Genomic DNA, 23937 nt, shown 5'->3' with positions numbered 1-23937 from the left:
AGAGGAAGCCTAGGTATGTTATTCAAAGAAAACCGACCGAGGCCATCAAGACCAAGGTCGGTTAAACTATCCAAAACCCGCTATCCGGTGAATCGCAATGCTGCTCCGCTTAAGTGAACAGCATTGCGCGGTTAGGCGGGCTTTTATGCTGTTTTGCGATGGCTTATTCTGGGAGCTTTGGTCCTGCTGCTACTAGCGCTGCGCCATGTTCGTTATCGGTAAACTTCTCAAAGTTTGCGATAAAGCGGGCGGCTAGATCTTTTGCACGCAATTCCCAGTCTTCTTTATCTTCGTAGGTATTGCGTGGATCCAGAATATGGCTTTCTTCAACGCCTGGCAGTGCATCTGGCACCGCTAAGTCGAAGTATGGCAATTGGTGGAATTCCGCATCTTCAATGCTGCCATCTAAAATGGCATCAATGATGGCTCGGGTGGCTTTAATTGAAATCCGTTTGCCAGTGCCGTTCCAACCGGTATTTACCAAGTATGCTTCTGCGCCAGCGGCTTCCATGCGTTTCACTAGCACTTCCGCGTATTGGGTTGGGTGCAGTGATAAGAACGCGGCGCCAAAGCAGCTAGAGAACGTTGGTGTAGGTTCAGTAATGCCCCGTTCGGTGCCAGCTAGCTTAGCAGTAAAGCCCGATAGGAAATGGTACTGAGTTTGTTCTTTGGTCAATTTTGCCACTGGTGGCAATACACCGAACGCGTCCGCGGTTAAGAAGATAACCTTCTTCGCATGACCGGCTTTAGAAACTGGCTTAACGATATTATCGATGTGATAAATCGGATAAGACACTCGGGTATTTTCGGTTTTGCTGTTGTCATCGAAATCGACTTCGCCATTGTCGTTAACTGTGACGTTTTCTAGCAAGGCGTCACGACGAATGGCACGATAAATGTCGGGTTCAGCTTCTTCCGAGAGATTAATGGTTTTGGCATAGCAACCGCCCTCGAAATTAAACACACCGTCATCGTCCCAACCGTGTTCGTCATCGCCAATTAATGCCCGTTTCGGATCGGTTGATAGCGTGGTTTTACCGGTGCCTGACAAACCGAAGAAAATGGCAACATCGCCTTGCTCGCCAACGTTGGCTGAACAGTGCATTGAGGCAATGCCTTTAAGTGGCAAGAAGTAGTTCATCATAGAGAACATACCTTTCTTCATTTCACCACCGTACCATGTGCCGCCGATAAGCTGCACGCGCTCGGTCAGGTTGAAGGCAACAAAGTTCTCTGAGTTGAGGTTTTGTTCCTGCCAGTCCGGGTTAATACACTTAGAACCATTCATCACCACAAAGTCTGGGGTAAAAGTTTCCAGCTCTTCGGCGCTCGGGCGAATGAACATGTTCTTCACAAAGTGTGCTTGCCATGCAACTTCAGTAATAAAACGTACGGCCAAGCGGGTATCTTCGTTGGCGCCACAATAGGTATCAACCACGAATAATCGTTTGTTTGATAACTGTTTGGTAACCAGACCCTTCAGGTGAGACCAGGTTTTTTGGTCAATCGCTTTGTTGTCATTCTTACCTTGATCAGACCACCAGACGGTATCTTTGGTGGTGTCATCACGAACGATGTATTTATCTTTTGGCGAGCGACCGGTAAAAATGCCGGTGTCGACGGCGACTGCGCCAAGGTTAGTAACTGTCCCTTTCTCGTAACCATGTAAATCATCGCGCGTTTCTTCGGCAAACAACATGTCGTAAGAGGGGTTATGAACAACTTCGGTGACGTCTGTTATGCCGTATTGGCTCAAATCCAGATCAGTCATTGTAAGAAACTCCTGAGGGTGCTCTAGGTCATCAACGTTAACGTAAAGGTTCAGCGCGGTTGCTAGTGCCTCCTGCATGAGCAATTTGGGGCTGAACAGAAAGGCGCGAATAATATCGTGAAAAGTCGCAAAAAGATAGAGCATATCGGCGTCAGATCGGTAGAATAGCGTGCAAACTTAACGAAACAATGCTGCTGTAAAAACGTTATGCGCGAATCCTTCCAATCTCGATTCGGATTTATCCTTGCCGCGGCAGGCTCTGCAGTCGGACTAGGCAACATCTGGGGCTTTCCCACCCAAGTCGCTAATCACGGCGGAGCGGCATTCCTTATTGTCTACTTAATCGTTGTCGTTGTTCTCGCAATTCCCGCTCTGTATAGCGAGTTGCTGATCGGTTATGCCGGTAAAGCTAATCCCGTAACAGCATTATCGAAGCTCAGTCAGGGTCGCGCTCGATATGCCGGCGCAACCATGGGGTACCTCAACGTTTTTGGTGCGCTATTAATGTTGAGCTTTTACCATATAGTGGCCGGTTGGATGCTGGCATATGCGGTGGGTTTTGCCGCACAAGGCTTGGGCTTTACCGGCATTGCGCAGTTTTGTTTCGAGAGTTCGGTCACTCGTGACCTCATCAGTACCAGTATTTTCCTGTTACTCACCACGGTGGTGGTTTACCGTGGGGTGCAAAATGGCATTGAGTTATGGTCGCGACGGCTCATGCCGATGCTGTTTGTCCTTTTGCTTGGATTGATTATTTTAATGGCGCCGCTACCTGGTGCCAGTGAAGGTTTCGCCGCCTATTTAGTGCCTGACCTTAGCCAGTTGGGAAATGATGACATCATTGTTTCCGCGATGGGCCAAGCGTTCTTCTCGCTATCCATTGGTCTGGGTGGGATGATGATTTACGGGTCTTATTTAAAACCCGGCGCTAAGCTTGGGCGCCTGTGTTTCTCCGTCGCCGCCATCGATACCCTCATTGCCTTTTTAGCAGGATTATTAATTATTCCTGCACTGTACGTAGCGCTCGCTCAAGGGCTGGATATTCGCTCTGGCGATGGTCTGGTTAGTGAAGGGCAGTTAATTTTTGCAGTGTTACCAGAATTGTTTGCCAAACTCGGAGGTTTAGGTAGCTGGATAGGCTGTGCGTTCTTTGTGCTTTTAAGCATTGCGTCACTGACCTCAACCATTGCCACCGCTGAAGTGCCCGTTGCATACACCCTAGAGCGGCATCAGTTGCCGCGCCACCATGCGACGGCGTTGGTCGGCGGCATTATTGCGTTGTTCGCATTGTTACTGGTGCTGTTCTTCGACCCATTATTCAGCTTAACGGTCACTTGGGTTACTCAATTCCAGTTGCCGCTATCTGGGTTATTCTATTTTCTGGTCGTTGGTTGGCTCTGGCGGCGTGGCAATCAGCTAACGGAGCACGCACAAAACAGTCGTATAGTCAGCCTGTTGCGCATCCATATTCGCTGGGTGTGCCCGTTGCTATTGGGTTGGGTGTTTTACTACGTGGCGCTGCGTTAGGCGCCATTAAATTTTTCAAGCAGGCGATTGGCAACACGATGGTCAGCGAAGCCGCCAACATCGCCACCGTGAAACGCGACTTCCTTGACTAACGTTGACGAAATAAACGAGTTTTCCTCAGCCGGGGTTAAGAAGACGCTTTCTAATCCTGGGTATAAGCGGCGGTTCATGTTGGCCAGTTGAAACTCGTACTCAAAATCCGACACTGCACGTAGACCACGGATCAGCACCGTCGCGCCCTGCTCTTTAGCAAAATCTACCAGTAAACCGGAAAATCCTACAACACGAACATTGTCCAACCCGTCGGTTACTAATTGCGCCAATTCTACCCGCTCTTCGAGGCTAAATAACGGCTTTTTACTGGGGCTATTCGCCACTCCAACAATCACTTCGGGGAATAATCGAGATGCCCGTTCAATAAGGTCTGTATGGCCGTTAGTGACCGGATCAAAAGTGCCTGGGTAAATCGCCCGATTATGCATTGCCTTGCTCCTTCGCTACATAATTGCTGCTACTGCACCGTTAGTGGCACTAAGAGTACACGGAATTGAACAGTTCGCAAAATAGCGGATCCCGAAATTGAGGATGCGATAACTGCAGAACATCAGTAAAATGGTGGACAAATTGATAAAGGAGCCGATCATGAGCGAAGCATTTTACCAACAGCTGAATGAGCAGCTGGAAGAGGTTAAAAACGAAGGTTTATACAAAAAAGAGCGGATCATCGCATCAGATCAAAGCTCTGAAATCACCGTTTCAGGCCAGCAAGTACTGAACTTTTGCGCCAACAACTACTTAGGTTTGGCAAACCACCCAGAGCTGATTAAGGCCGCAAAACAAGGTCTTGACGAACATGGCTTCGGCACCGCTTCGGTACGATTTATTTGCGGCACGCAAGACATTCATAAAACGCTTGAACAACGCCTCAGTGCATTTTTAGGTACTGAAGACACCATCCTTTACTCGTCATGCTTTGACGCCAATGGCGGATTATTTGAAACCTTGATGGGTGCGGAAGATGCCATCATCAGCGACGAACTGAACCACGCCAGTATTATCGACGGTATTCGCTTGAGTAAAGCTAAGCGCTATCGCTACAAAAACAACAACTTAGATGATCTCGAACAACAACTTCAGCAAGCCGACGCAGACGGTGCGCGGCATAAACTGATTGCCACTGACGGGGTGTTCTCAATGGACGGCGTCATTGCCAACCTGAAAGGCATCTGTGATTTAGCCGAAAAATACAATGCTCTGGTAATGATGGACGACTGTCACGCAACCGGCTTTGTCGGTGAAAACGGTCGTGGCACACACGAGTACTGTGATGTGATGGGCCGCGTTGACATCATTACCGGCACTCTGGGCAAAGCCCTTGGTGGCGCAAGCGGCGGTTATACCTCAGGCAAAAAAGCAGTGATTGAATGGTTGCGTCAGCGCTCGCGTCCGTACTTATTCTCTAACTCAGTCGCGCCAGCCATTGTTCAAGCATCCATTAAAGTGCTAGAAATGCTGGAAGACGGTCATCAGTTACGTGACCAATTATGGCAAAACGCTAAATACTTCCGCGAGCAAATGGAGGCCGCAGGCTTTACGCTAGCAGGTGCCGACCACGCCATAATCCCAGTCATGATTGGCGATGCTAAATTAGCCTCTACTATGGCTGACCGCCTATTAGAACAGGGAATTTATGTGATCGGCTTCTCCTTCCCGGTGGTACCTAAAGGCAAAGCCCGCATCCGCACTCAGATGTCAGCGGCCCATACGCGCGAACAACTTGATAGAACGATCGATGCCTTTACCCGAATCGGTAAAGACCTAGGCATCATCTAAGGAGCTTTTTGTGAAAGCATTGGCGAAGTTACATGCCGAACCCGGCATTTGGATGACCGACGTTGAGAAGCCAGAATATGGTTACAATGATCTCCTCATCCGCATTAAAAAGACCGCAATTTGCGGCACCGACGTGCACATTTATAACTGGGACGAATGGTCGCAGAAAACCATCCCTGTGCCGATGGTGGTGGGTCACGAGTATGTCGGTGAAGTTGCTGCCATGGGTGACGGCGTACGCGGCTTTGAGGTTGGCGACCGTGTATCAGGCGAAGGCCATATTACTTGTGGCCATTGTCGCAACTGTCGCGCAGGTCGCAGACACTTATGCCGCAATACCGTAGGTGTTGGTGTTAACCGTCCAGGCGCGTTTGCTGAGTATTTGGTGATTCCAGCAGAAAACGCGTTCAAATTGCCAGATGATGTGAGCGATGATCTCGCCGCGATTTTTGACCCCTTCGGCAATGCCGTCCATACAGCGTTAGCCTTTGATTTGGTGGGTGAAGATGTATTGATTACTGGGGCCGGCCCGATTGGCATTATGGCCGCAGCTGTCGCTCGCCATGTTGGTGCACGCCATGTTGTGATCACCGACGTAAATCCTTACCGGTTGCAGTTAGCCGAGAAGATGGGCGTGACGCGTGCGGTCGACGTCAGCAAGACCCCGCTAAAAGACGTAATGGCCGAATTGGGCATGAAAGAGGGCTTTGATGTTGGCTTAGAAATGTCCGGCGTGCCATCAGCCTTTCAACAAATGCTCGCCACCATGAACCACGGTGGCAAGGTCGCAATGCTGGGCATTCCCCCAGAAAGTATGGCGATAGACTGGAACCAAGTGATCTTTAAAGGGCTGACTCTGCAAGGTATCTATGGTCGCGAAATGTTCGAGACTTGGTACAAAATGGCGAGTTTGTTGCAGTCGGGGTTGGATCTCAGCCCTATTCTGACTCACCAATTGCCCATTGACGACTTTCAGGAAGGCTTCGAAACCATGATTTCGGGCAAATCCGGTAAAGTCATTCTCAACTGGGACTAATATGGCAGAGTTTCAACACATTAGTGTCAGCGACGCCCAAAAACTATGGCAGCAGCAATCCGCCGTGTTTGTCGATATTCGCGATATTCAGTCATTCGGGGTGGGCCATGTTCCCGGCTCACAACGGCTGACTGATGCCAGTTTTGTCGAATTTTCTCAACAAACCGACGAAGAAACACCGATTGTTGTGGTCTGCTATCATGGCGTAAGTAGCCAAGGTGCAGCGCAGTATTTAGCCCAACAAGGCTACGAAACTGTCTATAGTATGGACGGCGGGTTTACCGCTTGGATGAACCAATTCCCGGAACACGTAGAGAGCCAACCATGAAGCGCTTGCTCGCTAGCCAAGACAGCACTAAAATTCAGCAACTTTACCGTTTTTTACAGCAAAAACGGATTCCTGTTACGGTTAGCGAGAAAGGCGATCAACTTGAATTATGGGTCATCCAAAGCAGCTATTACCCATTGGCCAAGCAGTTAATTGCGGAATTCACCCCCGAACAAGTAGACACTGCCTCGGAGCATCAAGCCGCCACTGTGGAAAACAGTAGCAACATGTTATGGCACAATATTATTCGCAACACAGGCTGGCTCACGCGACTGTTCGCCGCGCTGGTGGTGTTGGTGTATGTGGGTATGGAAGTCGACCTAAGAGCTGTGTTCTCAACGCTGAGTATCAGTACGTCTAGTCACAGCCTCACTGCCGTTAATGAACCGTGGCGCTTTTTCACGCCAGCGCTAATGCACTTCACTGCATTACATATTGTTTTTAATGTGTTCTGGTGGTGGTATTTGGGCGGCCGTATTGAGCGCTATCTTGGCACTCGATGGTTAGCGGCGGTGCTGTTGTTCACAGCGGTGACCTCAAACTTGGTGCAGTTCTACTCCCACGGTCCGGAATTTGGCGGATTATCTGGCGTGGTTTATGGCTTGCTTGGCTTTTGCTGGGTTTATAGCTGGCGACGCCTGACGCCGTTGTACCTTCCAGCGGGGTTAATCGGTTTTATGATTGCTTGGTTAGTTCTGGGCTACACCGATATTCTCTGGGTCAACGTTGCTAACGAAGCCCATCTTGGTGGATTACTGAGTGGTTGTTTAGCAGGGCTGGTGGTTAGAATGCTTGACCCCACTCCGCGCCAAACACGTCGTTACTGATAAATATATTTAGTGAACAATACGTCGGCGATAACCGGATTTCCGGTTTCTTGTCGCATCAATTCACGCGCCTTTTCCAAACACTTCAAACGCAACTGGTCACGCCCTGTCAACGATTTGATTTGCCGTTCCGTTGCGGTACTCATAATACGAATAAACGCATCTCGCAGCAGCGGTGCATGGTGTTCCACTACTTTCACATAAGAATTATTAGGTAACATGACTTCGATAGCCACGCGAATGAAACCAAGACGAAAGCTTTCACCCTCTTTTAGGTAGTTTGTCGTAATGTCGGGCTCAAACCCGTAATACGCAATATCATCTTGGGCATGTGCTGAACCAGACGAAAAGCACAATAGTAGTAACACCCAAACCACCCGAATATAATGCATAACCTAGCTTCCTTAATCAGACTTAATGGTTATCGGCTGCTCAACGGAAACATTGAACACTACCTATGCCCTGTTGCGTTCTCCTGATATGATACGAGCAAGCTCATTAGATACCAACCCCTATGCTCTGTAAGGAAAAACTCACAAGCGAATTTCCGCTCGGAAGTGCTAATCACTGGCAAATCGTCGATGCCGACGCGCTAACGCTCCCGCAACGCCAGTGGTTATTGGACCGCGAATCTCTTACCGCAAGACTCAAGGCACATTGCCAGCGCTTCCACATTGAAGTACTGGGGCAACAACCGGCGCCGTTATTTAGTGATGAAAAGGCCGCATTGTGTTTGGCCGAAGATGCCATCGTCAGAGAGGTTCTGCTCTGCTGCGACGATACACCTTGGGTGTTTGCTCGTTCAGTATTTCCGCTTTCTGCGGCAAGCCATTCAGGGCTTGGGCTAGCAGCGTTGGGCAACCAGTCGCTAGGGGAACAGCTATTCAAAGATCCGAATTTACGGCGTAGTCCTATCGAAATCGCGAGTTTCTCACAGGACAGTTCAGTGGCGTTGTTAAATCAGCAACTCGGCTACCCCAATAGTGCATTGCTTGGTCGCCGTAGTGTCTTTTCCACTGCCCAGCAGTCGCTCCTAGTGGCAGAAATATTTTTAGGGAGCAGCCCACTCTATGGTACTGAATAGCAAAAAATTATTAAGCTACTGGCAACTGATGCGGGCTGACCGACCGATCGGCACATACTTACTCGCGTGGCCAACCATCTGGGCATTGCTCATAGCTGCAGATGGCTTCCCACCATTAGGATTGTTCATTATTTTTATGCTTGGCACATTTGTCATGCGCTCGGCTGGGTGTGTCATTAATGATATTGCTGATCGGAATTTCGACGGTCATGTTACCCGCACCAAGCATCGACCATTAGCAACCGGTGCGGTTACCACCAAAGAAGCGCTTGGACTATTTGTGCTGCTACTGGTTGTCGCTCTTGGGCTGGTGCTATTACTGAATATCTCCACCATTGTATTGTCGATTTTTGCCGTTGCAGTCGCCGCGCTTTACCCTTTTTGTAAACGCTGGACTCACCTCCCACAGGTGGTTCTAGGGGTGGCTTTTAGTTTCGGTATTCCGATGGCATTTACCGCACAAAATAACGACAACTATGGGGTTGCACTGTTATTGGTGGTTGCTAACTTGTTATGGACCGTCGCTTACGATACCGAATATGCGATGGCCGATCGGGATGACGATATCACCGTAGGTATTCGTTCTACGGCATTATTGTTCGGTCGCTTCGACCGCTTGATCATTGGCTTGCTGCAACTGCTAACGTTAATCTCGTTAGTCGCCGTTGGCGTCGTTATCGAGAGCAATTGGCCCTATTACGGGGGACTGGTTGTTGCTAGCGCACTTTTTGCTCATCAGCACTGGCGGATAAGAAAGCGCGAAGCTATGGCATGCTTTCGCGCCTTTCTCGACAACCATTATGTTGGTATGGCAATAGGCGTCGGCTTAGCCATTAGCCTACTTCTCGACTAACCTGCCGGGTTAATCGCCTTCCGGCTTTAACAGGTGCTGTACCGACTGGCGGATGGTCTGACGAACCGGGCCATCGAGCAATTCATCGATATGATCGCTCAGCGCACCTACCTCAGCCGTCGCGACTTGGTCACCATCATCATTGACGGACAAATAGCCCTGCTGTTTGAGGCTGGCAATAAAGCTACCCATGACTTTTTTGTCGTAAAATTCTGGCGCATTAATTCCGTGGATTGCGCTCAAGCGTTCCGCTAATGTGATAGATTGCCGCTCAAGCTCTGCCCGCGCTATCGGCTGTGCTTGCTGCAACAATTCCAACACAATGGCATAGCGCTGTAGGGTCTCGTTTGCTGCTCGTGCCAATAATTGTAGGCGGAACGACTGTGGCTTGTTTGCATCCGCTTTGCGCAGCTCGTCAGCGTCCCCACTGAGTAGCCCCTGACGCAGTAATTCATCAACAATAGCGGAAACCCACAACGCAATATCGGAGGCTTCATGACTCAAAAATAACTCGGCTTGGACCATCGGGTAAATGCGCTCGACATGCGCTATTGCCTGCTGCAAGCTGAACTGCTCTCGTGCCATCGCTAGTGTTGCGACCAACGCCGGCACGATAACCATGTGCAAAACGTTGTTGCGGTAGTAAGTCATCGCAATGGCATTGTGTTCATCCAACTGAATCACTTCGCCCATAGTGTCTTCGGTGATGGTGAACTTATTGGTTCGCTTGGCTAACTGCCACAGTGCTTTACCAGATTCCTTCGGTACGTTCACCTGCTGTGAGTAAGGGACTTCGCTCAGCAGTTGCTGATAAACATCGAGTTGGCTGGTCAGTTCTTCTTTCGTTAACGCATGGTGCTCGGCACTGAGTAAGGCTAACGAGGTTAAATTAACACTGTTTGCGGCAGCCGCATCGTTAATCCGGCGCATCAGGGTTTCCGCCAACTGATTCACCACAGGAGATAACCACTTCGGCCGCGCAGGTTCTTCTTCGCCCATGGTGATACTGTCGCGCCATTGCGGTTCAGCTTTATCCAAAAACTCTTTTAAGTCTAACGGTTGACCAAAGGTCACATAGCCTTGGCCAAAGTTTTTAAGCTTTCGCAACGAACCCAACACTTGGAACATCGACTCTTTTTCTTTCGCCTTGCCGCGAAGTTCTTTTAGGTAAGTGCTCACTTCCATCACGTGCTCATAGCCTAAATAGACAGGCACAATGGACACTGGCCGTTGTTGACCGCGCAACATTCCTTGAACCGTCATCGCCACCATCCCCGTTTTCGGCGGTAATAAGCGACCTGTGCGGCTACGCCCGCCTTCAGTGAAATACTTCACCGGGTAACCTTTCTGGAACAGCCAGCATAAGTACTCACGGAAGACCGCAGAGTAAAGCTTGTTACCGCGGAAACTGCGGCGAATAAAGAACGCTCCTCCACGGCGGAAAATCGGACCGGCAGGAAAAAAGTTCAAATTCACCCCAGCCGCGATGTGGGGGGGAACCAAACCTTCTTTATAAATAACATAGCTGAGTAGCAGATAGTCCATGTGGCTGCGATGACATGGCACGTAAATGATCTCATGTCCGCGCTGTGCTAGGCGTCTCACTTCGGCACCACCACGAACATCAATGCCGTTATAAATACGGCTCCACATCCATGTCATAAAGCGATCTAGTACGCGCACTAAGGTATCGCTGTAATTCGCGGCAATCTCATCGATATAGCTTAACGCGCGCTCTCGGGCGACAGTTTCCGACACTTTTTTGGTTCTGGCTTCGTCCGCAATGGCCTTTTTTAGCGCTGGCGTTGCTACCAACTGAGTCATCAGTTCGCTACGCTCTGACAGTTTTGGTCCTGCGACTGCATGGCGCATGCGCACAAAATGCACGCGGGCGACGCGCGCCAGTTTGTGGGCCAGTACGCTATCGTTATCATCCGTCTGCGCCATGCTTTGCAAACTTACTGAACGCGATAAGCGCACCAAGATCTGCCGACCAGAAAACAATGCTAACCAGAATTTACGGAAGTGGCTGGTGGTATCTAAATCACCGACCATCGCATTACCTGCTCGCGCTTCTTGCCCTGGACTACGGCCCCAGAAAATCCCCAACGGCACCACTTGAACGTCGAGTGTGTGATCTTGATGGTGTGCGCTCATCAATTGTTTAAACGCGGCGAGCGCTTGCGCAGATACGCGCGACTGGCTTTGCTCGAGATATAGTACTCGGTCGACGGTTGTGCCATTGACATTAACGGGTTCGGTGGGATCCGGCAGCCCCATTCGGCGGCAGGCGCGTTGCGCAATCACCAAATCGGCTTTTGATGTCGAGCGCATCACATACACTACCGGCGTGCGCCGTAATGTTGCTAACTCTTCGTCACCGCCATCGACAATGGTTTGGTCCTTGGTGATTAACCGCAATGGATATCGAATTAGTTGAAATAACCAGCCTGCCCGAGCCATATCAATCCCTCTTCTTTAGACGCTGTATAGCATAACAACCTCGGATAAAAATGTCGTTGGAAAAAAAGTTTGTGTTTTAAAAATACCTGTATATACTCACAGTATACTGTACAAATAAACAGGTACGAAAAATGCGTCCATTAACTCCGCGACAGTCTGAAATTTTAGCACTGATAAAAGACAACTTAGCAGCGACTGGAATGCCGCCAACTCGCGCGGAAATTGCTCAACGTCTAGGTTTCCGCTCAGCAAACTCAGCCGAGGAGCATCTTAAGGCTTTAGCGCGCAAAGGTGTTATCGAAATTTTGCCTGGCATGTCGCGCGGTATTCGCTTGGTGGGCGATGAAGACGACATTGAAGAGGGTTTGCCGTTAATTGGTCAGGTTGCCGCTGGCGAACCCATTTTGGCTCAGGAACACATCGAAGCGCATTACCGTATTGATGAAAACATGTTTCATCCCCAGGCCAATTATCTCCTGCGAGTTAATGGTATGAGTATGAAGAACATTGGCATTATTGACGGCGACTTGTTGGCGGTACACCGCACGGAACAGGCACGCAATGGCCAAGTGGTGGTCGCTCGCTTAGAAGATGAAGTCACAGTAAAGCGCTTTGAGCGTAAAGGTCGTGAAGTATGGCTTCACCCAGAAAATGAAGAATTCAACATCATTAAAGTCGATTTAGCTCATCAGCCATTTGCTATCGAAGGATTAGCCGTTGGCGTGATCAGAAATGGAGCATGGTTATGAAACCGATGAACACAATCCGTGGCCAGCATCCTGGACTCTGGCAAGCCGCCTCACAATTCGAAAACCCAGAACAGGGTTCACTTTTTGATGATGACGGAAATCACTCTCAGCAAACCATTAGTCGCGTTGCGGCGATGCTCAGCGATAGTAAACGCTGGGTAACCGTAGTCGGTGCCACGCGAGCGATTGTTCAGCAGCTGGTTAACGCTGGTGTACCGCGCGAACGTATTCGTTGGATCCATGCGCGTGATCACGCTCAGCGTGAATGGGCCACTGAGCAAGCATTGCTGGCGGGTAATAGTGAAATCGTATTAGGGTGGTTTAAGCCCACCAGCCAACTTTCAGAGAAGCGTCTCCGCTGGGCACTAAAAGCCAGCAATACCAAAGGTCTGCTTTTCGACGATTCTGCTTTAGCGGTTGATCTCCACTAATTTTCCACAAAATTCATCCCTAAAGCTTAGAGGCTGTTCCCACAACAGCCTCTTTTTTTTTATGATCTCTTACATCCCCCGCTCGAATTCAAAACAAAGATTTGTTAACGTTATTGAACAGTTTTTGTGCAAACGGTCTATTTAAACGCCGTTTTGACGATTATTTCAACGCAAAAACTGGATCTTTGTTTAAAAATTCGTTAATTGATAACTGCCAATACCCAAATTTTTATAACGACAAATAATCACAACAAAGGGTTGGTGGAGAAAGCGATTCTGGGGAGAAGCTGTTCCTTTTTCTGCTTACCTCTTTGTTCTTCATAGCTAAATAGTTCTGCTATTTGCGAGTGGCAAATGTCACGGATGGAAGAATGAGAGGAGAAGTCGCGTGAAACTAAAACGCATGTTAGCGCTTCCTGCGCTTGCAGTGATGCCAGCCGTTGCTGACGATACGGTTCGCCTAAACCTACGAGAAGGCGTAACGGAAATCAGTCAACGCGTCTATGACCTGCACATGACGATATTTTATATCTGCTGTGTCATCGGGGTCATTGTGTTTGGGACGATGTTTTGGTCGATGTTTCGGCATCGCAAATCGAAAGGTCGCACACCAGCAAAATTCCACGAAAGTATTAGGGTTGAGGTGCTATGGACCATCATCCCGTTTTTAATTCTTGCTGGTATGGCATATCCCGCCACTACCACGCTGATCCATATGGAAAACACCGACGACGCTGATGTCACTGTTCAGGTAACGGCATCGCAATGGAAGTGGCATTACAAATACTTCGACCACGACGTGGAATACTACAGCCTTCTTGCAACACCGGACCAGCAAATCCATAACAAACTACCAAAAGGCGAGAATTACCTGCTCGAAGTCGACCGCCCTTTAGTGGTCCCCACGGGTAAAAAAATACGTTTCCTTATTACCTCTGACGACGTTATCCATTCTTGGTGGGTGCCTGATTTTGCGGTGAAAAAGGATGCTAACCCGGGCTTTATTAATGAGGCTTGGACGATTGTTGATAAACCGGGTATTTACCGTGGCCAGTGCGCTGAACTTTGCGGTAACAACCATGGCTTTATGCCGGTTGTGGTTATTGCGAAAGAGCCTGCTGAATATGAAAAGTGGATCACCAACATGGAAGTAAAGCAGCGTAAAGCCCGCGAACGCGAGCAAGAGTTGCTATCCATGGAGATGAGCAAAGACGAACTGATGAAAATGGGCGAGAAAGTCTATAACGGCATCTGCGCTGCTTGTCACCAACCTAATGGCCAAGGCGTACAAGGCGTATTCCCTGCCCTAGCCGGCAGCCCGGTCACTACTGGAAAAGACAGTATCACCAAACATATTGATACCGTTGTTCACGGTGTCAAAGGTACTGCGATGCAGGCATTTGGTACGCAACTCAGTATGCAAGAACTGGCAGCAGTGATTACCTACGAGCGTAACGCTTGGGGCAATGATACCGGTGACCTAGTGCAAGCCGCTGACGTTAACAAAGTAATGAACCCTTAAGGAGACGGTGATGAGTACGACTGTGGATACCCTTCATCACGAAGAACACCATGATCATAAGCCGTCGGGGATTACTCGTTGGCTATTTACCACTAACCACAAAGATATCGGCACACTGTATTTGTGGTTCAGCTTTCTCATGTTCTTGATCGGTGGCTCTATGGCCATGGTCATTCGTGCAGAGCTGTTCCAGCCAGGCTTACAGTTAGTTGAACCGCATTTCTTTAACCAAATGACCACCGTTCATGGACTGGTTATGATTTTTGGCGCGGTGATGCCCGCCTTTACTGGATTGGCCAACTGGCTGGTTCCAATGATGATTGGTGCGCCAGATATGGCGTTACCGCGGATGAATAACTGGAGCTTCTGGATTTTACCGTTTGCCTTCATTATTTTGCTGTCTTCGCTATTTATGGAAGGTGGTGGTCCAGCAATGGGTTGGACATTCTATGCCCCGTTATCAACCACCTACAGCAATGATTCAACAGCGCTGTTTGTGTTCTCGGTTCACATCATGGGTATTTCCTCTATTATGGGGGCCATCAACGTTATCGTAACCATCATGAACTTGCGCGCACCTGGCATGACCTACATGAAAATGCCGATGTTTGTGTGGACATGGTTTATCACGGCGTTCCTACTGATAGCGGTAATGCCTGTGCTGGCGGGGGCGGTAACCATGGTATTGACCGATAAATACTTTGGCACCAGCTTCTTTGACGCATCTGGCGGCGGTGACCCGGTGATGTTCCAGCATATTTTCTGGTTCTTTGGTCACCCCGAGGTCTACATTATGATTTTGCCGTCATTCGGCATTATCTCCGCCATCATTCCGACATTCACACGCAAAAAACTGTTCGGCTACTCGTCAATGGTTTACGCCACGGCATCAATTGCAATTTTGTCGTTCTTGGTGTGGGCGCACCATATGTTCACTACTGGCATGCCAGTGGTCGCCGAATTGTTCTTTATGTATTGCACGATGCTAATTGCAGTGCCGACTGGGGTGAAAATCTTTAACTGGGTGGCCACCATGTGGCGCGGCGCAATGAGCTTCGAAACACCGATGCTGTTCGCCCTAGCCTTCGTTATCTTGTTCACTATCGGTGGTTTTTCTGGGTTAATGCTGGCAATTACCCCGGTTGACTTCCAATACCACGACACCTATTTCGTGGTGGCGCATTTCCACTATGTCCTAGTGACTGGCGCAATCTTTTCAGTAATGGCTGCGGTGTATTACTGGTTACCTAAATGGACTGGCCATATGTATGACGAAACATTGGCCAAATTCCATTTCTGGGCATCGGTTATTTCCGTCAATGTACTGTTTTTCCCAATGCACTTTGTTGGCTTAGCCGGCATGCCTCGCCGAATTCCGGATTACTCGGTCCAGTTCGCTGATATCAACCAAATTGTCAGTATCGGCGGATTTGCCTTCGGCCTGTCACAACTCATCTTCCTTTGGGTCGTTATTAAATGCGCCCGAGGCGGTGAGAAGGCGGCAGCAAAACCGTGGGAAGGTGCGGAAGGTTTGGAATGGACTATCCCATCACCAGCGCCTTATCACACTTTTGAAAAGCCACCTAAAATCGAAGGCTAAACGTTATGGCGCAGCAATCAAATAACCGTAAGATCATCTTCCGCCTGCTACTGGGTGTAGCAGGCATGTTTGCCTTCGGATTTGCGCTGGTGCCGCTGTATAACGCCTTCTGTGATGCAACGGGCTTCAATGGTCGAACGAAAAATGAGGCGGTTGCCTACACCGCGAGTCATGTAGACAAATCGCGAACCGTAACCGTGCAGTTCCTCACACATAATGCCAAAGGGATGCCTTGGCAGTTTAAGCCTGATATTAAAGAGGTGCATGTTCATCCAGGAGAAGTGAAGTTGGTCACCTTTTACGCGGCCAACCCGACTGCTAGGCGAATGGTGGCTCAGGCTGTACCATCGATTGCCCCAGCAGAGGCATCGCTCTATTTAAATAAAATTGAATGTTTCTGCTTCAATCAGCAGCCTTTGGCAGCAAACACCGATGCCGAAATGCCGGTGCAATTTTATTTAGACCCAGAAATTCCAGAACATATCACTACCTTAACCCTGTCATACACGCTGTATGATATGACAGCCGATGCAAACGCTACCACGGTAGCGCAGACGACAACATCAGAATAAGGAAACGTCGTTATGGCAGAAAATTCAAAATATTACGTTCCAGCCTCAAGCCCCTGGCCAATTATGGGCGCTATTGGTCTTGGTTTGATTGCGTTCGGTGCTGGGCACACCGTGTTAGATGTCACGAAAAACACTGACGGTTATGGCAGCAATATTTTAACCGCCGGCATATTAGTCATTTTGGTCATGCTGTTCGGTTGGTTTCGCGACCAAATAAATGAATCCATGTCGGGTAAGTTTAACCAGCAGCTCGGGCGCTCTTATCGGCAAGGAATGAGCTGGTTTATCTTCTCTGAGGTGATGTTCTTCGCCGCCTTCTTCGGTGCTTTGTTCTATGCCCGCAACGTCGCTGTACCTTGGTTAGCTGGGGCAAGCAACAACGCGATGACCCACAGTGTGTTATGGCCTGAATTTGTTGCGCAATGGCCACTGGTAGAAACGCCTGGCGGTACTACTACGGAAGCGATGGGTTGGTACGGATTGCCGGCAATCAACACCGTATTGTTGTTACTTAGTTCGGTGACCTGCCACATGGCGCATATTGCCCTAGAGAATAATCGCCGTGGGCGGTTAAAACTGTTCCTGGGCGCTACCATTTTATTGGGTGGTGGCTTTTTATTCCTACAAGGGTCTGAATATATCCATGCCTACCAAGAGCTTGGCCTGACTTTGCAGTCTGGGGTATACGGCAATACCTTTTTCCTGCTTACGGGTTTTCACGGTATGCACGTAACGTTAGGAACACTGATGCTGATCATCATGTTCTTACGCATCATGAAAGGACACTTTACGCCGCAAAGCCATTTCGCCTTTCAAGCAACAAGCTGGTATTGGCACTTTGTTGATGTGGTTTGGGTGTGCTTATTCGTGTTCGTTTACGTGTTATAGAAAATGGCAATCCCCGCTCTTAGTAGGGGCGGGGATGCAATGGTAAAAAGCCAGTACTGGCAGCAATTAATAGGAGAATTAACACAATTGCTGAAATCATAACTCGCCGACCTAAATAACGAGACATCGGCGGCTTATTGGGATCGTTCCGTAGCATAGAAAATAGTGCGCGAAATAAATTAACCACCATAAAAAGCAGTAGCGCGACAATAATGACTTTAAACAGAATTAACATAGCGGTTCCTTTTATTGCGACAGCAATTACTTTGCTCGCAATCGTCGTACTGGTCAAGTTAGGCTTTTGGCAGCTCGATCGTGCGCACCAAAAGCAGCAACTGTTTGCCGATTTCGAGCACGCCTCGCAACAACAACCTGAAAGTCTTACCTCGCTTGAACAGCCGCAACGTTATCAGTCAGTTGCAGTCTCTGGACACTTCGACCCCACGCATTATTTGTTACTCGATAATCAAATTTTCAAAAGCCAGGTCGGTTATCAAGTGATCGGTGTCTTTACCCCAGACGTTGGCAACCAGAAGCTGTTGGTCAATTTAGGCTGGGTGGCTGCTCCCGCGTCACGCCAGCAGCTCCCGCAAGTAACCATTCCATCGCAACAAATGCAAATCAGTGGTTACGCTTATTCGCCTAGCGACAACGTATTTGCCAAACAAGTTATTCAGTTTGCCGGTAAGCCTTGGCCACAACGGATACAAAAATTGGACATTCCGTCGTTGCAAAAGCAGCTCCAACAACCCTTAGCCGCATGGGTGTTGTTGCTGGATCAGCAATATCCTTGGGCTTGGCCGCGGGAGTGGCGTCCACAGGTTATGCCTGCAAGCCGACATCAAGCTTATGCCATACAGTGGTTTTCTTTAGCCGCTGCATGCGCCATTATCTATATTCTTGCATTACGAAAATATTATTTTAAAAAACAACAAGAGGGGTCGGAATGAGCTCCCGTAAAAGCGCACGCATCGCCATGCTTAGTGTTATTGGCATATTTATCCTGCCTGCCGTATTGGCGTGGTTTTTTCTCAATCAACACTGGTATGCTGCGAAAACCAATAAAGGCAAACTGCTGGATCCGCCAGTCACACTGGCAACGGCTGAGGCAGCCTCCCTTCCAGAAGGCTGGCGAGTGGTGTATTTACAACCCGAGCAATGCACCACCGCATGCCAAAATACATGGTACACCCTGCACCAACTCGACGTTGCACTCGGAAAAGAGAGTGATCGGCTCACTCCTGTCGTGGTTAGTCGCAGCGATACGCACGCGCTCGCAGAGCAGTTCTCTAATGTCACAGCATTGAATAATACGGCGCTGGCCAGCCGTCTTGGGGATATCGCTAACATGCCATTGGTCGTCATCGATCCACTGAATAACGTTATTCTTAGCTACCCCATTCATGCCGATAAACAAGCCATGATATTGGAAGGCAAAAATCTCCTAAGCGATATTCGCAGGCTCTTGAAATTATCTAAGGTTGGGTGAGGACCGCTTATGAAAACATTGGTTAAACTAAGTCTCGTTCTCGCCTTTTGCGTTATCGTACTGGGCGCTTATACGCGGCTGACAGATTCCGGACTGGGCTGCCCAGACTGGCCCGGTTGCTATGGTTACATGAGTGTCCCAAGCCAGCAGCAACATGTTGAGGAAGCGCAATTACGCTTCCCAGACAACCCCATTGAACACCACAAAGCTTGGAGCGAAATGATACACCGCTATTTTGCTGGTAGCTTAGGCCTGCTGATTGCGATTATCGCTTTGTTGTCATGGCGTAAGGCTATGCGAGCAAATGCTCTACAACGGCAACCATGGAAATTACCGACAGTGCTGTTAGCGCTGGTGCTATTTCAGGCCGCATTGGGGATGTGGACCGTCACTCTCAATCTGCAGCCACTGGTAGTGATGGGCCATTTACTTGGCGGCTTTACCACGTTCTCGCTGCTGTATTTACTCCATCTGCGCCTCAGCGACTATCGCTTAGCCGGTGGAGATCCCTATTTACGCAAGTATCGTGGCTTAGCAGCCCTGACTCTGGTCGTGGTCTTCGGCCAAATTGCCCTAGGCGGTTGGGTGGCAGCTAATTATGCCGCGCTGGCTTGCACAGAATTACCTTTTTGTGAGGGTAATTGGTGGCAGCAATTGGACATTAGCGGTGCCTTTAGTGTGCCGACAGCAGAGTCGTACCAATACGGAACCCATGATTACGGCGAGCGCATGACGATGCACATTGCCCACCGAATCGGCGCTATTATCACTACCCTGCTGGTGTTAACACTGGTAATAAAATCATGGCGTCATGCAATATCTCAGTATTTCCGTCAGCGGCTCTTATTGATCACGCTATTAATTTTATTGCAGGTCAGTTTAGGCATCAGTAATGTGTTATTGAGTTTACCTTTGCCTATCGCCGTCGCCCACAACGCTGTAGCCGCGCTATTGCTGCTGTCGCTGGTCGGGCTCAACTACAACCTTTCACGCAAGGCCTAACTGGAGGTGAACATGCTATCGACAGTATTGGCAAAAGTTCAAAGTGCTAATCCACGCGCAGCAACCTGGCGCGACTATCTTGTTCTCACTAAACCACGAGTGGTTGCCTTGCTGCTAGTCACTGCATTGGTGGGTATGTGCTTGGCATCACCGCAATGGATTGCTTGGCAAGTATTGGTTCCCGGCCTTGCCGGCATCGGTTTAATGTCTGCTTCTGCGGCCGCCGTGAATCATCTTGTTGATCGCCATATTGATGCCCGCATGGCACGCACCTTACGTCGACCATTGCCACAGGGCACACTTTCGCCATTGCGCGTGTTAGTGTTCGCCGCCACCATTGGTAGTATCGGCTTCGCCTGCTTAATGATTTGGGTGAATGCGCTCACTGCTTGGTTAACCTTGGCCAGTATGGTCGGTTATGCAGTGGTTTATACCATGTTCTTAAAACGCGCAACGCCGCAAAATATCGTGATTGGTGGTCTGGCTGGGGCAGCGCCACCGTTGCTGGGCTGGACGGCGGTAACGAATCATATCGACCCAATCGCGATTTTATTGGTGATGATTATCTTTACCTGGACACCCCCTCACTTTTGGGCGCTCGCGGTTCACCGGCAAAAAGATTATGCCAAAGCTGAAGTACCGATGTTACCCGTCACCCATGGTATAGACTTTACCAAGACCTGTATTCTGCTCTACACCATCTTGTTGTTTGTTGTGTGTTTGCTGCCGTACCTTGTAGGCGCTGCGGGTTGGATATACCTAACGGGTGTATCGCTGCTTAATGCTGTTTTCTTGGGTTACGCATGGAAATTAAAGTTTGCGCCAGAGAAGAAAACCGCGTTTAACATGTTTGCCTTTTCGATTTGGCATTTACTAGCACTGTTTATTCTCTTACTTGTTGATCACTACGTGTTGTAAAAGGAGATCACTATGCGCCGCGTTATCGCCGCTGTCGTTGCCTTGTTAGCTATTGCTGCAGGGCTTTTGGCTTACCAATGGTATCCGACGGAGAAGCCAAAGGCGCTGGTCTACGAACCACCGCGAGCACTTTCGCCGTTCAGCTTGGAAGGGACGTTCAAAGATCAGGTGACTAACGACGATCTGAAAGGCCAATGGACCTTGTTATTCACTGGCTACACCTATTGCCCAGACGTCTGCCCCACTACTTTGGCACAGCTCACTTCCATTATTCCGCAATTGGCGCTGCAAACCGAAACCCCGATCAAAGTGTGGATGATTTCGGTCGACCCACAACGCGATACTGTGGATCGTTTAAAAGAATACACCAGCTATTTTGGCAAGCATGTCGAAGGCGTAAGGGCTGACCATAAGGCGTTGTACCCATTCGTTCGCGAGCTCGGCTTGATGTATTCGATCCCCGACCCTGACGCCACCGATTATTTAGTCAATCATAGTGGCGCCATTATTCTGGTGAACCCAGAAGGGAAGCGAGTAGCGATATTTAACCCGCACCCGCAAGAAGGTGAGCTGCCCATCGTGAATATGGACCAATTGATTAACGATTTTGGTTTGATTGTTAACCGTTAATCTGGCCAAGAACCGTCGGTGTCTGGGCGTATCAGTGCGACCGAATGCCAGAAGTAACCGCCATCCGGTGCTGGCGCCGTGCAGTTTATACGTGAACGCCCTAGTGGAATTTCACGGCTGGGACTAACGCTGAAGCTATGATCATCTTGCCACTCAGGTTTCAGCATTTCGCTACCTGCGTAGCATCGCAACCAATATTGGCTCACTTGGTGATCTTTCGCTAACCGCAGGCGAATGGTTGGGCGTGCGTTAGCATGGCTTAATAGGGGATCTTGCGGTTGTTGCGCGACCACTGGCATGGCATGCGTCTGTAATTTAACCTTCAGGGTATCAATACTGGCATACTTACCTGACGCCGGATAACGCGGAATCGCTTGCCGATCGCTCCATTGACTCCACACCCCTGATTGTTGCCCAAAGCTGATATAGCCCCACTGTTCGAGGAGCTGCTCAAGCGCCGTATCGTATTCGCCGTAAGGGTAGGCAAACATCTTCGCTTTACTACCGGAGATGTGCTTTGCAATAGACGCCTGCGCACCGTTGATATCCTCGTCCATGCGCGCCTGCCACTGCGCTGCCGTTTCACCGGCCTGACGACGAATTAAGTGGGCATGTGACTGGCCATGATTAACAATGGTTGCGCCGTTTTGGCTTAAGCGGTCAAGTGTATCCCACCCCATATAGAAGCCCTGATGTTGCTCCAGCAGGTCTGGATTGACAAAAATGGCGTAGGGCATATTAAATTTTTGCAGCAACGGCACTGCGTTGTCGGCAACATTCTGGTAGCCATCGTCAAAGGTAATCACGACGGCTTTAGCCGGTAACGGTTGCTGTTGCTCGAGTGCTTGGTACGCCTGTTCAATGGCAATGACTTGGTAATCGTTATCACGCAGGTACTGCAGGTGTTCGGCAAACTGTTCAGGACTGATCGACGTTACCGCTGGCGTATCAGTACTCACGTGATGATATTGCAATACCACCACATCGTTGGCATACGCTGCTGGCACAAGCAACAACATCATAATAACGCTAATCAACCGACCCATTTAATTGTTCCTCTGTTACACTCGCGTGAGACCATTCTAACAGGAGTCAGCATGAAGCGGTTATTTGGATTTGCGGTTGTCGACCATCGCCATGTTTTTGCGATTGCACTGCCAATGATTATCTCCAATATCGCTGCGCCATTGCTTGGACTCGTCGACACCGCAATTATTGGGCACCTGCCTGAGACCCAATACTTAAGTGCAGTCGCTATTGGGGCGATGGTAATCAATGTGCTGTATTTTCTCGCGGTATTCTTACGCATGGCCACTACTGGCTTTATTGCCCAAGCCTACGGTGCTGGACAATTACGTCAACAACAGCGCTATGTCGTTCACGGCTTAACAATAGCTGCAGTGTTTGGGGTGCTGCTGATTGCATTGCAACCACTGATTATTACTCTCGCTTTTTGGTTGGTCAGCCCTAGCCCAGCACTGGCAAAGCTTGCCCAAGACTACCTGAATATTCGATTGCTTGCCGCTCCTGCGGCACTCGCCAACTTAGTGATTTTAGGCGCACTGTTGGGGCGCCAGCAAAGTCGTTCAGCGATGTTATTGGTGATCATTACCAATGCGGTCAATGTACTCCTTGACGTGGTGCTCATTATTGGACTCAACTGGAACGTGCGCGGCGCGGCATGGGCGTCGATGTGGGCCGAGTGGCTCACTTGTTGCGTCGGGGTCTTATGGTTGTTCCGTAGCCTTAAACTGCATTGGCGAACGCTTCCCAGCTTGAGCCTGAGCTTATTTAAACAAGTGCTGGGGGTAAATGGCGATATTTTTATTCGCAGTTTGGTGCTGCAGTTGTGCATGGCAACGATGACCGGTTATGCCACCCGGTTTGGCGAAACCATGGTTGCCGTGAATGCTGTACTGATGCAGTTTTTATTGCTCATATCGCTGGGCTTAGACGGTATCGCTTATGCCGTAGAAGCACTCGCGGGACAAGCTAAAGGACAAAATCGCCCAGACAGAATTCGTTACTGGTGTAGAATTACTTTACTTTGGTCGCTATTATTCGCCTGCTGCTATGCAGCAATATTTAGCATTGCCGGCGAGCAGATCATCCGGCTACTAACGGACTTGCCGGCGGTTATTGAGCAGGCCGTTGAATATCTTCCATGGATCATGGTGTTGCCAATTATTGCTCACTGGAGTTATTGGTTTGACGGCGTGTACATTGGCTTGTCGCTCAGCAACGGCATGCGCAATACCATGCTGGCAGCAGGACTACTCGGATTTCTTCCCACTTGGTGGCTGACCCAAAGCTGGGGAAATCATGGTTTGTGGGCTGCGCTGACGGTATTTCTTGCCATGCGCGGTATCAGCCAAGCCCTTTGGCTGTTACCGCGCTGGCAACGTTCATTTTAA

General features: G+C 49.4%; 25 protein-coding genes. 19 read left to right on the top strand and 6 right to left on the bottom strand.

Features of this window, described 5'->3' with window-relative positions; all coding sequences use genetic code 11:
• Positions 1-163: 163 nt before the first annotated feature.
• The gene (gene pckA / locus CWI84_RS03390; RefSeq protein ID WP_126841165.1) at positions 164-1771 is read right to left on the bottom strand and encodes a phosphoenolpyruvate carboxykinase (ATP); all 1608 of its coding nucleotides are present in this window, start codon (positions 1769-1771) and stop codon (positions 164-166) included.
• A gap of 207 nt (positions 1772-1978) precedes the next feature.
• On the opposite strand from pckA, the gene CWI84_RS03385 reads away from it, so the two are divergent.
• Positions 1979-3298: a sodium-dependent transporter gene (locus CWI84_RS03385; RefSeq protein WP_126841164.1), complete on the top strand. Its 1320-nt coding sequence runs from the start codon at positions 1979-1981 to the stop codon at positions 3296-3298.
• On the opposite strand, the gene coaD is transcribed toward CWI84_RS03385, so the two are convergent.
• On the bottom strand, positions 3295-3780 hold the full coding sequence (gene coaD / locus CWI84_RS03380) for a pantetheine-phosphate adenylyltransferase (RefSeq protein ID WP_126841163.1): 486 nt from the start codon (positions 3778-3780) through the stop codon (positions 3295-3297). The two genes, CWI84_RS03385 and coaD, sit on opposite strands and share 4 nt — an antisense overlap.
• A 160-nt stretch (positions 3781-3940) precedes the next feature.
• On the opposite strand from coaD, the gene kbl reads away from it, so the two are divergent.
• The 4 genes from kbl to CWI84_RS03360 are packed head-to-tail and all read left to right on the top strand — an operon-like array spanning position 3941 to position 7322.
• Positions 3941-5131: a glycine C-acetyltransferase gene (kbl, locus tag CWI84_RS03375; RefSeq protein WP_126841162.1), complete on the top strand. Its 1191-nt coding sequence runs from the start codon at positions 3941-3943 to the stop codon at positions 5129-5131.
• A gap of 10 nt (positions 5132-5141) precedes the next feature.
• Entirely contained in the window at positions 5142-6167 is a 1026-nt protein-coding gene (gene tdh / locus CWI84_RS03370; protein WP_126841161.1) for an L-threonine 3-dehydrogenase, read from the top strand.
• Position 6168: 1 nt separating this feature from the next.
• Complete coding sequence (gene glpE / locus CWI84_RS03365; RefSeq protein WP_126841160.1) at positions 6169-6495, top strand: thiosulfate sulfurtransferase GlpE; 327 nt, start codon at positions 6169-6171, stop codon at positions 6493-6495.
• Positions 6492-7322 (top strand): rhomboid family intramembrane serine protease, encoded by an 831-nt coding sequence (locus tag CWI84_RS03360; protein ID WP_126841159.1) that lies wholly within the window; start codon positions 6492-6494, stop codon positions 7320-7322. Before glpE ends, CWI84_RS03360 begins: the two co-directional genes overlap by 4 nt.
• On the opposite strand, the gene CWI84_RS03355 is transcribed toward CWI84_RS03360, so the two are convergent.
• Entirely contained in the window at positions 7316-7714 is a 399-nt protein-coding gene (locus CWI84_RS03355; RefSeq protein WP_126841158.1) for a flagellar basal body-associated protein FliL, read from the bottom strand. The genes CWI84_RS03360 and CWI84_RS03355 overlap by 7 nt on opposite strands.
• A gap of 122 nt (positions 7715-7836) precedes the next feature.
• Here CWI84_RS03355 and CWI84_RS03350 point away from each other — a divergent pair, with 122 nt between their 5' ends.
• Entirely contained in the window at positions 7837-8406 is a 570-nt protein-coding gene (locus tag CWI84_RS03350; RefSeq protein ID WP_126841157.1) for a chorismate--pyruvate lyase family protein, read from the top strand.
• Positions 8393-9259 (top strand): 4-hydroxybenzoate octaprenyltransferase, encoded by an 867-nt coding sequence (gene ubiA, locus CWI84_RS03345; protein WP_126841156.1) that lies wholly within the window; start codon positions 8393-8395, stop codon positions 9257-9259. The genes CWI84_RS03350 and ubiA overlap by 14 nt, the downstream gene beginning before the upstream one ends.
• Before the next feature lie 9 nt (positions 9260-9268).
• On the opposite strand, the gene plsB is transcribed toward ubiA, so the two are convergent.
• Complete coding sequence (gene plsB / locus CWI84_RS03340; protein ID WP_126841155.1) at positions 9269-11722, bottom strand: glycerol-3-phosphate 1-O-acyltransferase PlsB; 2454 nt, start codon at positions 11720-11722, stop codon at positions 9269-9271.
• A 131-nt stretch (positions 11723-11853) separates the two neighbouring features.
• Between plsB and lexA the strand changes: the two genes are divergently transcribed.
• From lexA to CWI84_RS03310, 6 genes are all read left to right on the top strand, one after another.
• On the top strand, positions 11854-12471 hold the full coding sequence (lexA, locus tag CWI84_RS03335; RefSeq protein ID WP_126841154.1) for a transcriptional repressor LexA: 618 nt from the start codon (positions 11854-11856) through the stop codon (positions 12469-12471).
• Positions 12468-12902, top strand: a complete 435-nt coding sequence (locus CWI84_RS03330) for a hypothetical protein (RefSeq protein ID WP_126841153.1) — start codon at positions 12468-12470, stop codon at positions 12900-12902. Before lexA ends, CWI84_RS03330 begins: the two co-directional genes overlap by 4 nt.
• Before the next feature lie 403 nt (positions 12903-13305).
• Positions 13306-14424 (top strand): cytochrome c oxidase subunit II, encoded by a 1119-nt coding sequence (gene coxB / locus CWI84_RS03325; RefSeq protein WP_126841179.1) that lies wholly within the window; start codon positions 13306-13308, stop codon positions 14422-14424.
• A 10-nt stretch (positions 14425-14434) separates the two neighbouring features.
• Complete coding sequence (ctaD, locus tag CWI84_RS03320) at positions 14435-16024, top strand: cytochrome c oxidase subunit I (protein WP_126841152.1); 1590 nt, start codon at positions 14435-14437, stop codon at positions 16022-16024.
• A gap of 5 nt (positions 16025-16029) precedes the next feature.
• Positions 16030-16596 (top strand): cytochrome c oxidase assembly protein, encoded by a 567-nt coding sequence (locus CWI84_RS03315; protein ID WP_126841151.1) that lies wholly within the window; start codon positions 16030-16032, stop codon positions 16594-16596.
• A gap of 12 nt (positions 16597-16608) precedes the next feature.
• Entirely contained in the window at positions 16609-17484 is an 876-nt protein-coding gene (locus tag CWI84_RS03310) for a cytochrome c oxidase subunit 3 (RefSeq protein ID WP_126841150.1), read from the top strand.
• Positions 17485-17503: 19 nt separating this feature from the next.
• On the opposite strand, the gene CWI84_RS03305 is transcribed toward CWI84_RS03310, so the two are convergent.
• A complete protein-coding gene (locus CWI84_RS03305) occupies positions 17504-17719 on the bottom strand; it encodes a DUF2909 domain-containing protein (RefSeq protein ID WP_126841149.1) in 216 nt (71 codons plus the stop codon).
• On the opposite strand from CWI84_RS03305, the gene CWI84_RS03300 reads away from it, so the two are divergent.
• From CWI84_RS03300 to CWI84_RS03280, 5 genes are read left to right on the top strand one after another with little or no spacing between them, the layout of a single operon-like run.
• Positions 17697-18434: an SURF1 family protein gene (locus tag CWI84_RS03300; protein ID WP_126841148.1), complete on the top strand. Its 738-nt coding sequence runs from the start codon at positions 17697-17699 to the stop codon at positions 18432-18434. The two genes, CWI84_RS03305 and CWI84_RS03300, sit on opposite strands and share 23 nt — an antisense overlap.
• The gene (locus CWI84_RS03295; RefSeq protein ID WP_126841147.1) at positions 18431-18973 is read left to right on the top strand and encodes a hypothetical protein; all 543 of its coding nucleotides are present in this window, start codon (positions 18431-18433) and stop codon (positions 18971-18973) included. The genes CWI84_RS03300 and CWI84_RS03295 overlap by 4 nt, the downstream gene beginning before the upstream one ends.
• A 9-nt stretch (positions 18974-18982) precedes the next feature.
• Positions 18983-19975: a COX15/CtaA family protein gene (locus CWI84_RS03290; RefSeq protein WP_126841146.1), complete on the top strand. Its 993-nt coding sequence runs from the start codon at positions 18983-18985 to the stop codon at positions 19973-19975.
• Between the two features lie 12 nt (positions 19976-19987).
• On the top strand, positions 19988-20893 hold the full coding sequence (gene cyoE / locus CWI84_RS03285) for a heme o synthase (protein WP_126841145.1): 906 nt from the start codon (positions 19988-19990) through the stop codon (positions 20891-20893).
• 12 nt (positions 20894-20905) lie between these two features.
• Positions 20906-21523: an SCO family protein gene (locus CWI84_RS03280; protein ID WP_126841144.1), complete on the top strand. Its 618-nt coding sequence runs from the start codon at positions 20906-20908 to the stop codon at positions 21521-21523.
• Here CWI84_RS03280 and CWI84_RS03275 read toward each other — a convergent pair.
• On the bottom strand, positions 21520-22569 hold the full coding sequence (locus CWI84_RS03275; protein WP_126841143.1) for a polysaccharide deacetylase family protein: 1050 nt from the start codon (positions 22567-22569) through the stop codon (positions 21520-21522). The two genes, CWI84_RS03280 and CWI84_RS03275, sit on opposite strands and share 4 nt — an antisense overlap.
• Before the next feature lie 51 nt (positions 22570-22620).
• Between CWI84_RS03275 and CWI84_RS03270 the strand changes: the two genes are divergently transcribed.
• Positions 22621-23937 (top strand): MATE family efflux transporter, encoded by a 1317-nt coding sequence (locus CWI84_RS03270; RefSeq protein WP_126841142.1) that lies wholly within the window; start codon positions 22621-22623, stop codon positions 23935-23937.

It is taken from the genome of Idiomarina tyrosinivorans (assembly GCF_003987475.1).
GTDB classification, from domain to species: Bacteria; Pseudomonadota; Gammaproteobacteria; order Enterobacterales; family Alteromonadaceae; genus Idiomarina; species Idiomarina tyrosinivorans.
Note: the sequence above shows the minus strand (reverse complement) of the source record. Positions and strands in the feature narration are given on the sequence as shown.

Coding starts and splice junctions, on each gene's coding strand:
- CWI84_RS03300 (WP_126841148.1), top strand. CDS start 17,697: ATGACTTTAAACAGAATTAACATAGCGGTTCCTTTTATTGCGACAGCA.
- ctaD (WP_126841152.1), top strand. CDS start 14,435: ATGAGTACGACTGTGGATACCCTTCATCACGAAGAACACCATGATCAT.
- CWI84_RS03385 (WP_126841164.1), top strand. CDS start 1,979: ATGCGCGAATCCTTCCAATCTCGATTCGGATTTATCCTTGCCGCGGCA.
- CWI84_RS03355 (WP_126841158.1), bottom strand. CDS start 7,714: ATGCATTATATTCGGGTGGTTTGGGTGTTACTACTATTGTGCTTTTCG.
- CWI84_RS03360 (WP_126841159.1), top strand. CDS start 6,492: ATGAAGCGCTTGCTCGCTAGCCAAGACAGCACTAAAATTCAGCAACTT.
- coaD (WP_126841163.1), bottom strand. CDS start 3,780: ATGCATAATCGGGCGATTTACCCAGGCACTTTTGATCCGGTCACTAAC.
- cyoE (WP_126841145.1), top strand. CDS start 19,988: ATGCTATCGACAGTATTGGCAAAAGTTCAAAGTGCTAATCCACGCGCA.
- kbl (WP_126841162.1), top strand. CDS start 3,941: ATGAGCGAAGCATTTTACCAACAGCTGAATGAGCAGCTGGAAGAGGTT.
- CWI84_RS03315 (WP_126841151.1), top strand. CDS start 16,030: ATGGCGCAGCAATCAAATAACCGTAAGATCATCTTCCGCCTGCTACTG.
- glpE (WP_126841160.1), top strand. CDS start 6,169: ATGGCAGAGTTTCAACACATTAGTGTCAGCGACGCCCAAAAACTATGG.
- pckA (WP_126841165.1), bottom strand. CDS start 1,771: ATGACTGATCTGGATTTGAGCCAATACGGCATAACAGACGTCACCGAA.
- CWI84_RS03310 (WP_126841150.1), top strand. CDS start 16,609: ATGGCAGAAAATTCAAAATATTACGTTCCAGCCTCAAGCCCCTGGCCA.
- plsB (WP_126841155.1), bottom strand. CDS start 11,722: ATGGCTCGGGCAGGCTGGTTATTTCAACTAATTCGATATCCATTGCGG.
- CWI84_RS03270 (WP_126841142.1), top strand. CDS start 22,621: ATGAAGCGGTTATTTGGATTTGCGGTTGTCGACCATCGCCATGTTTTT.
- coxB (WP_126841179.1), top strand. CDS start 13,306: ATGTTAGCGCTTCCTGCGCTTGCAGTGATGCCAGCCGTTGCTGACGAT.
- CWI84_RS03280 (WP_126841144.1), top strand. CDS start 20,906: ATGCGCCGCGTTATCGCCGCTGTCGTTGCCTTGTTAGCTATTGCTGCA.
- ubiA (WP_126841156.1), top strand. CDS start 8,393: ATGGTACTGAATAGCAAAAAATTATTAAGCTACTGGCAACTGATGCGG.
- CWI84_RS03305 (WP_126841149.1), bottom strand. CDS start 17,719: ATGTTAATTCTGTTTAAAGTCATTATTGTCGCGCTACTGCTTTTTATG.
- CWI84_RS03275 (WP_126841143.1), bottom strand. CDS start 22,569: ATGGGTCGGTTGATTAGCGTTATTATGATGTTGTTGCTTGTGCCAGCA.
- lexA (WP_126841154.1), top strand. CDS start 11,854: ATGCGTCCATTAACTCCGCGACAGTCTGAAATTTTAGCACTGATAAAA.
- CWI84_RS03290 (WP_126841146.1), top strand. CDS start 18,983: ATGAAAACATTGGTTAAACTAAGTCTCGTTCTCGCCTTTTGCGTTATC.
- CWI84_RS03330 (WP_126841153.1), top strand. CDS start 12,468: ATGAAACCGATGAACACAATCCGTGGCCAGCATCCTGGACTCTGGCAA.
- CWI84_RS03350 (WP_126841157.1), top strand. CDS start 7,837: ATGCTCTGTAAGGAAAAACTCACAAGCGAATTTCCGCTCGGAAGTGCT.
- CWI84_RS03295 (WP_126841147.1), top strand. CDS start 18,431: ATGAGCTCCCGTAAAAGCGCACGCATCGCCATGCTTAGTGTTATTGGC.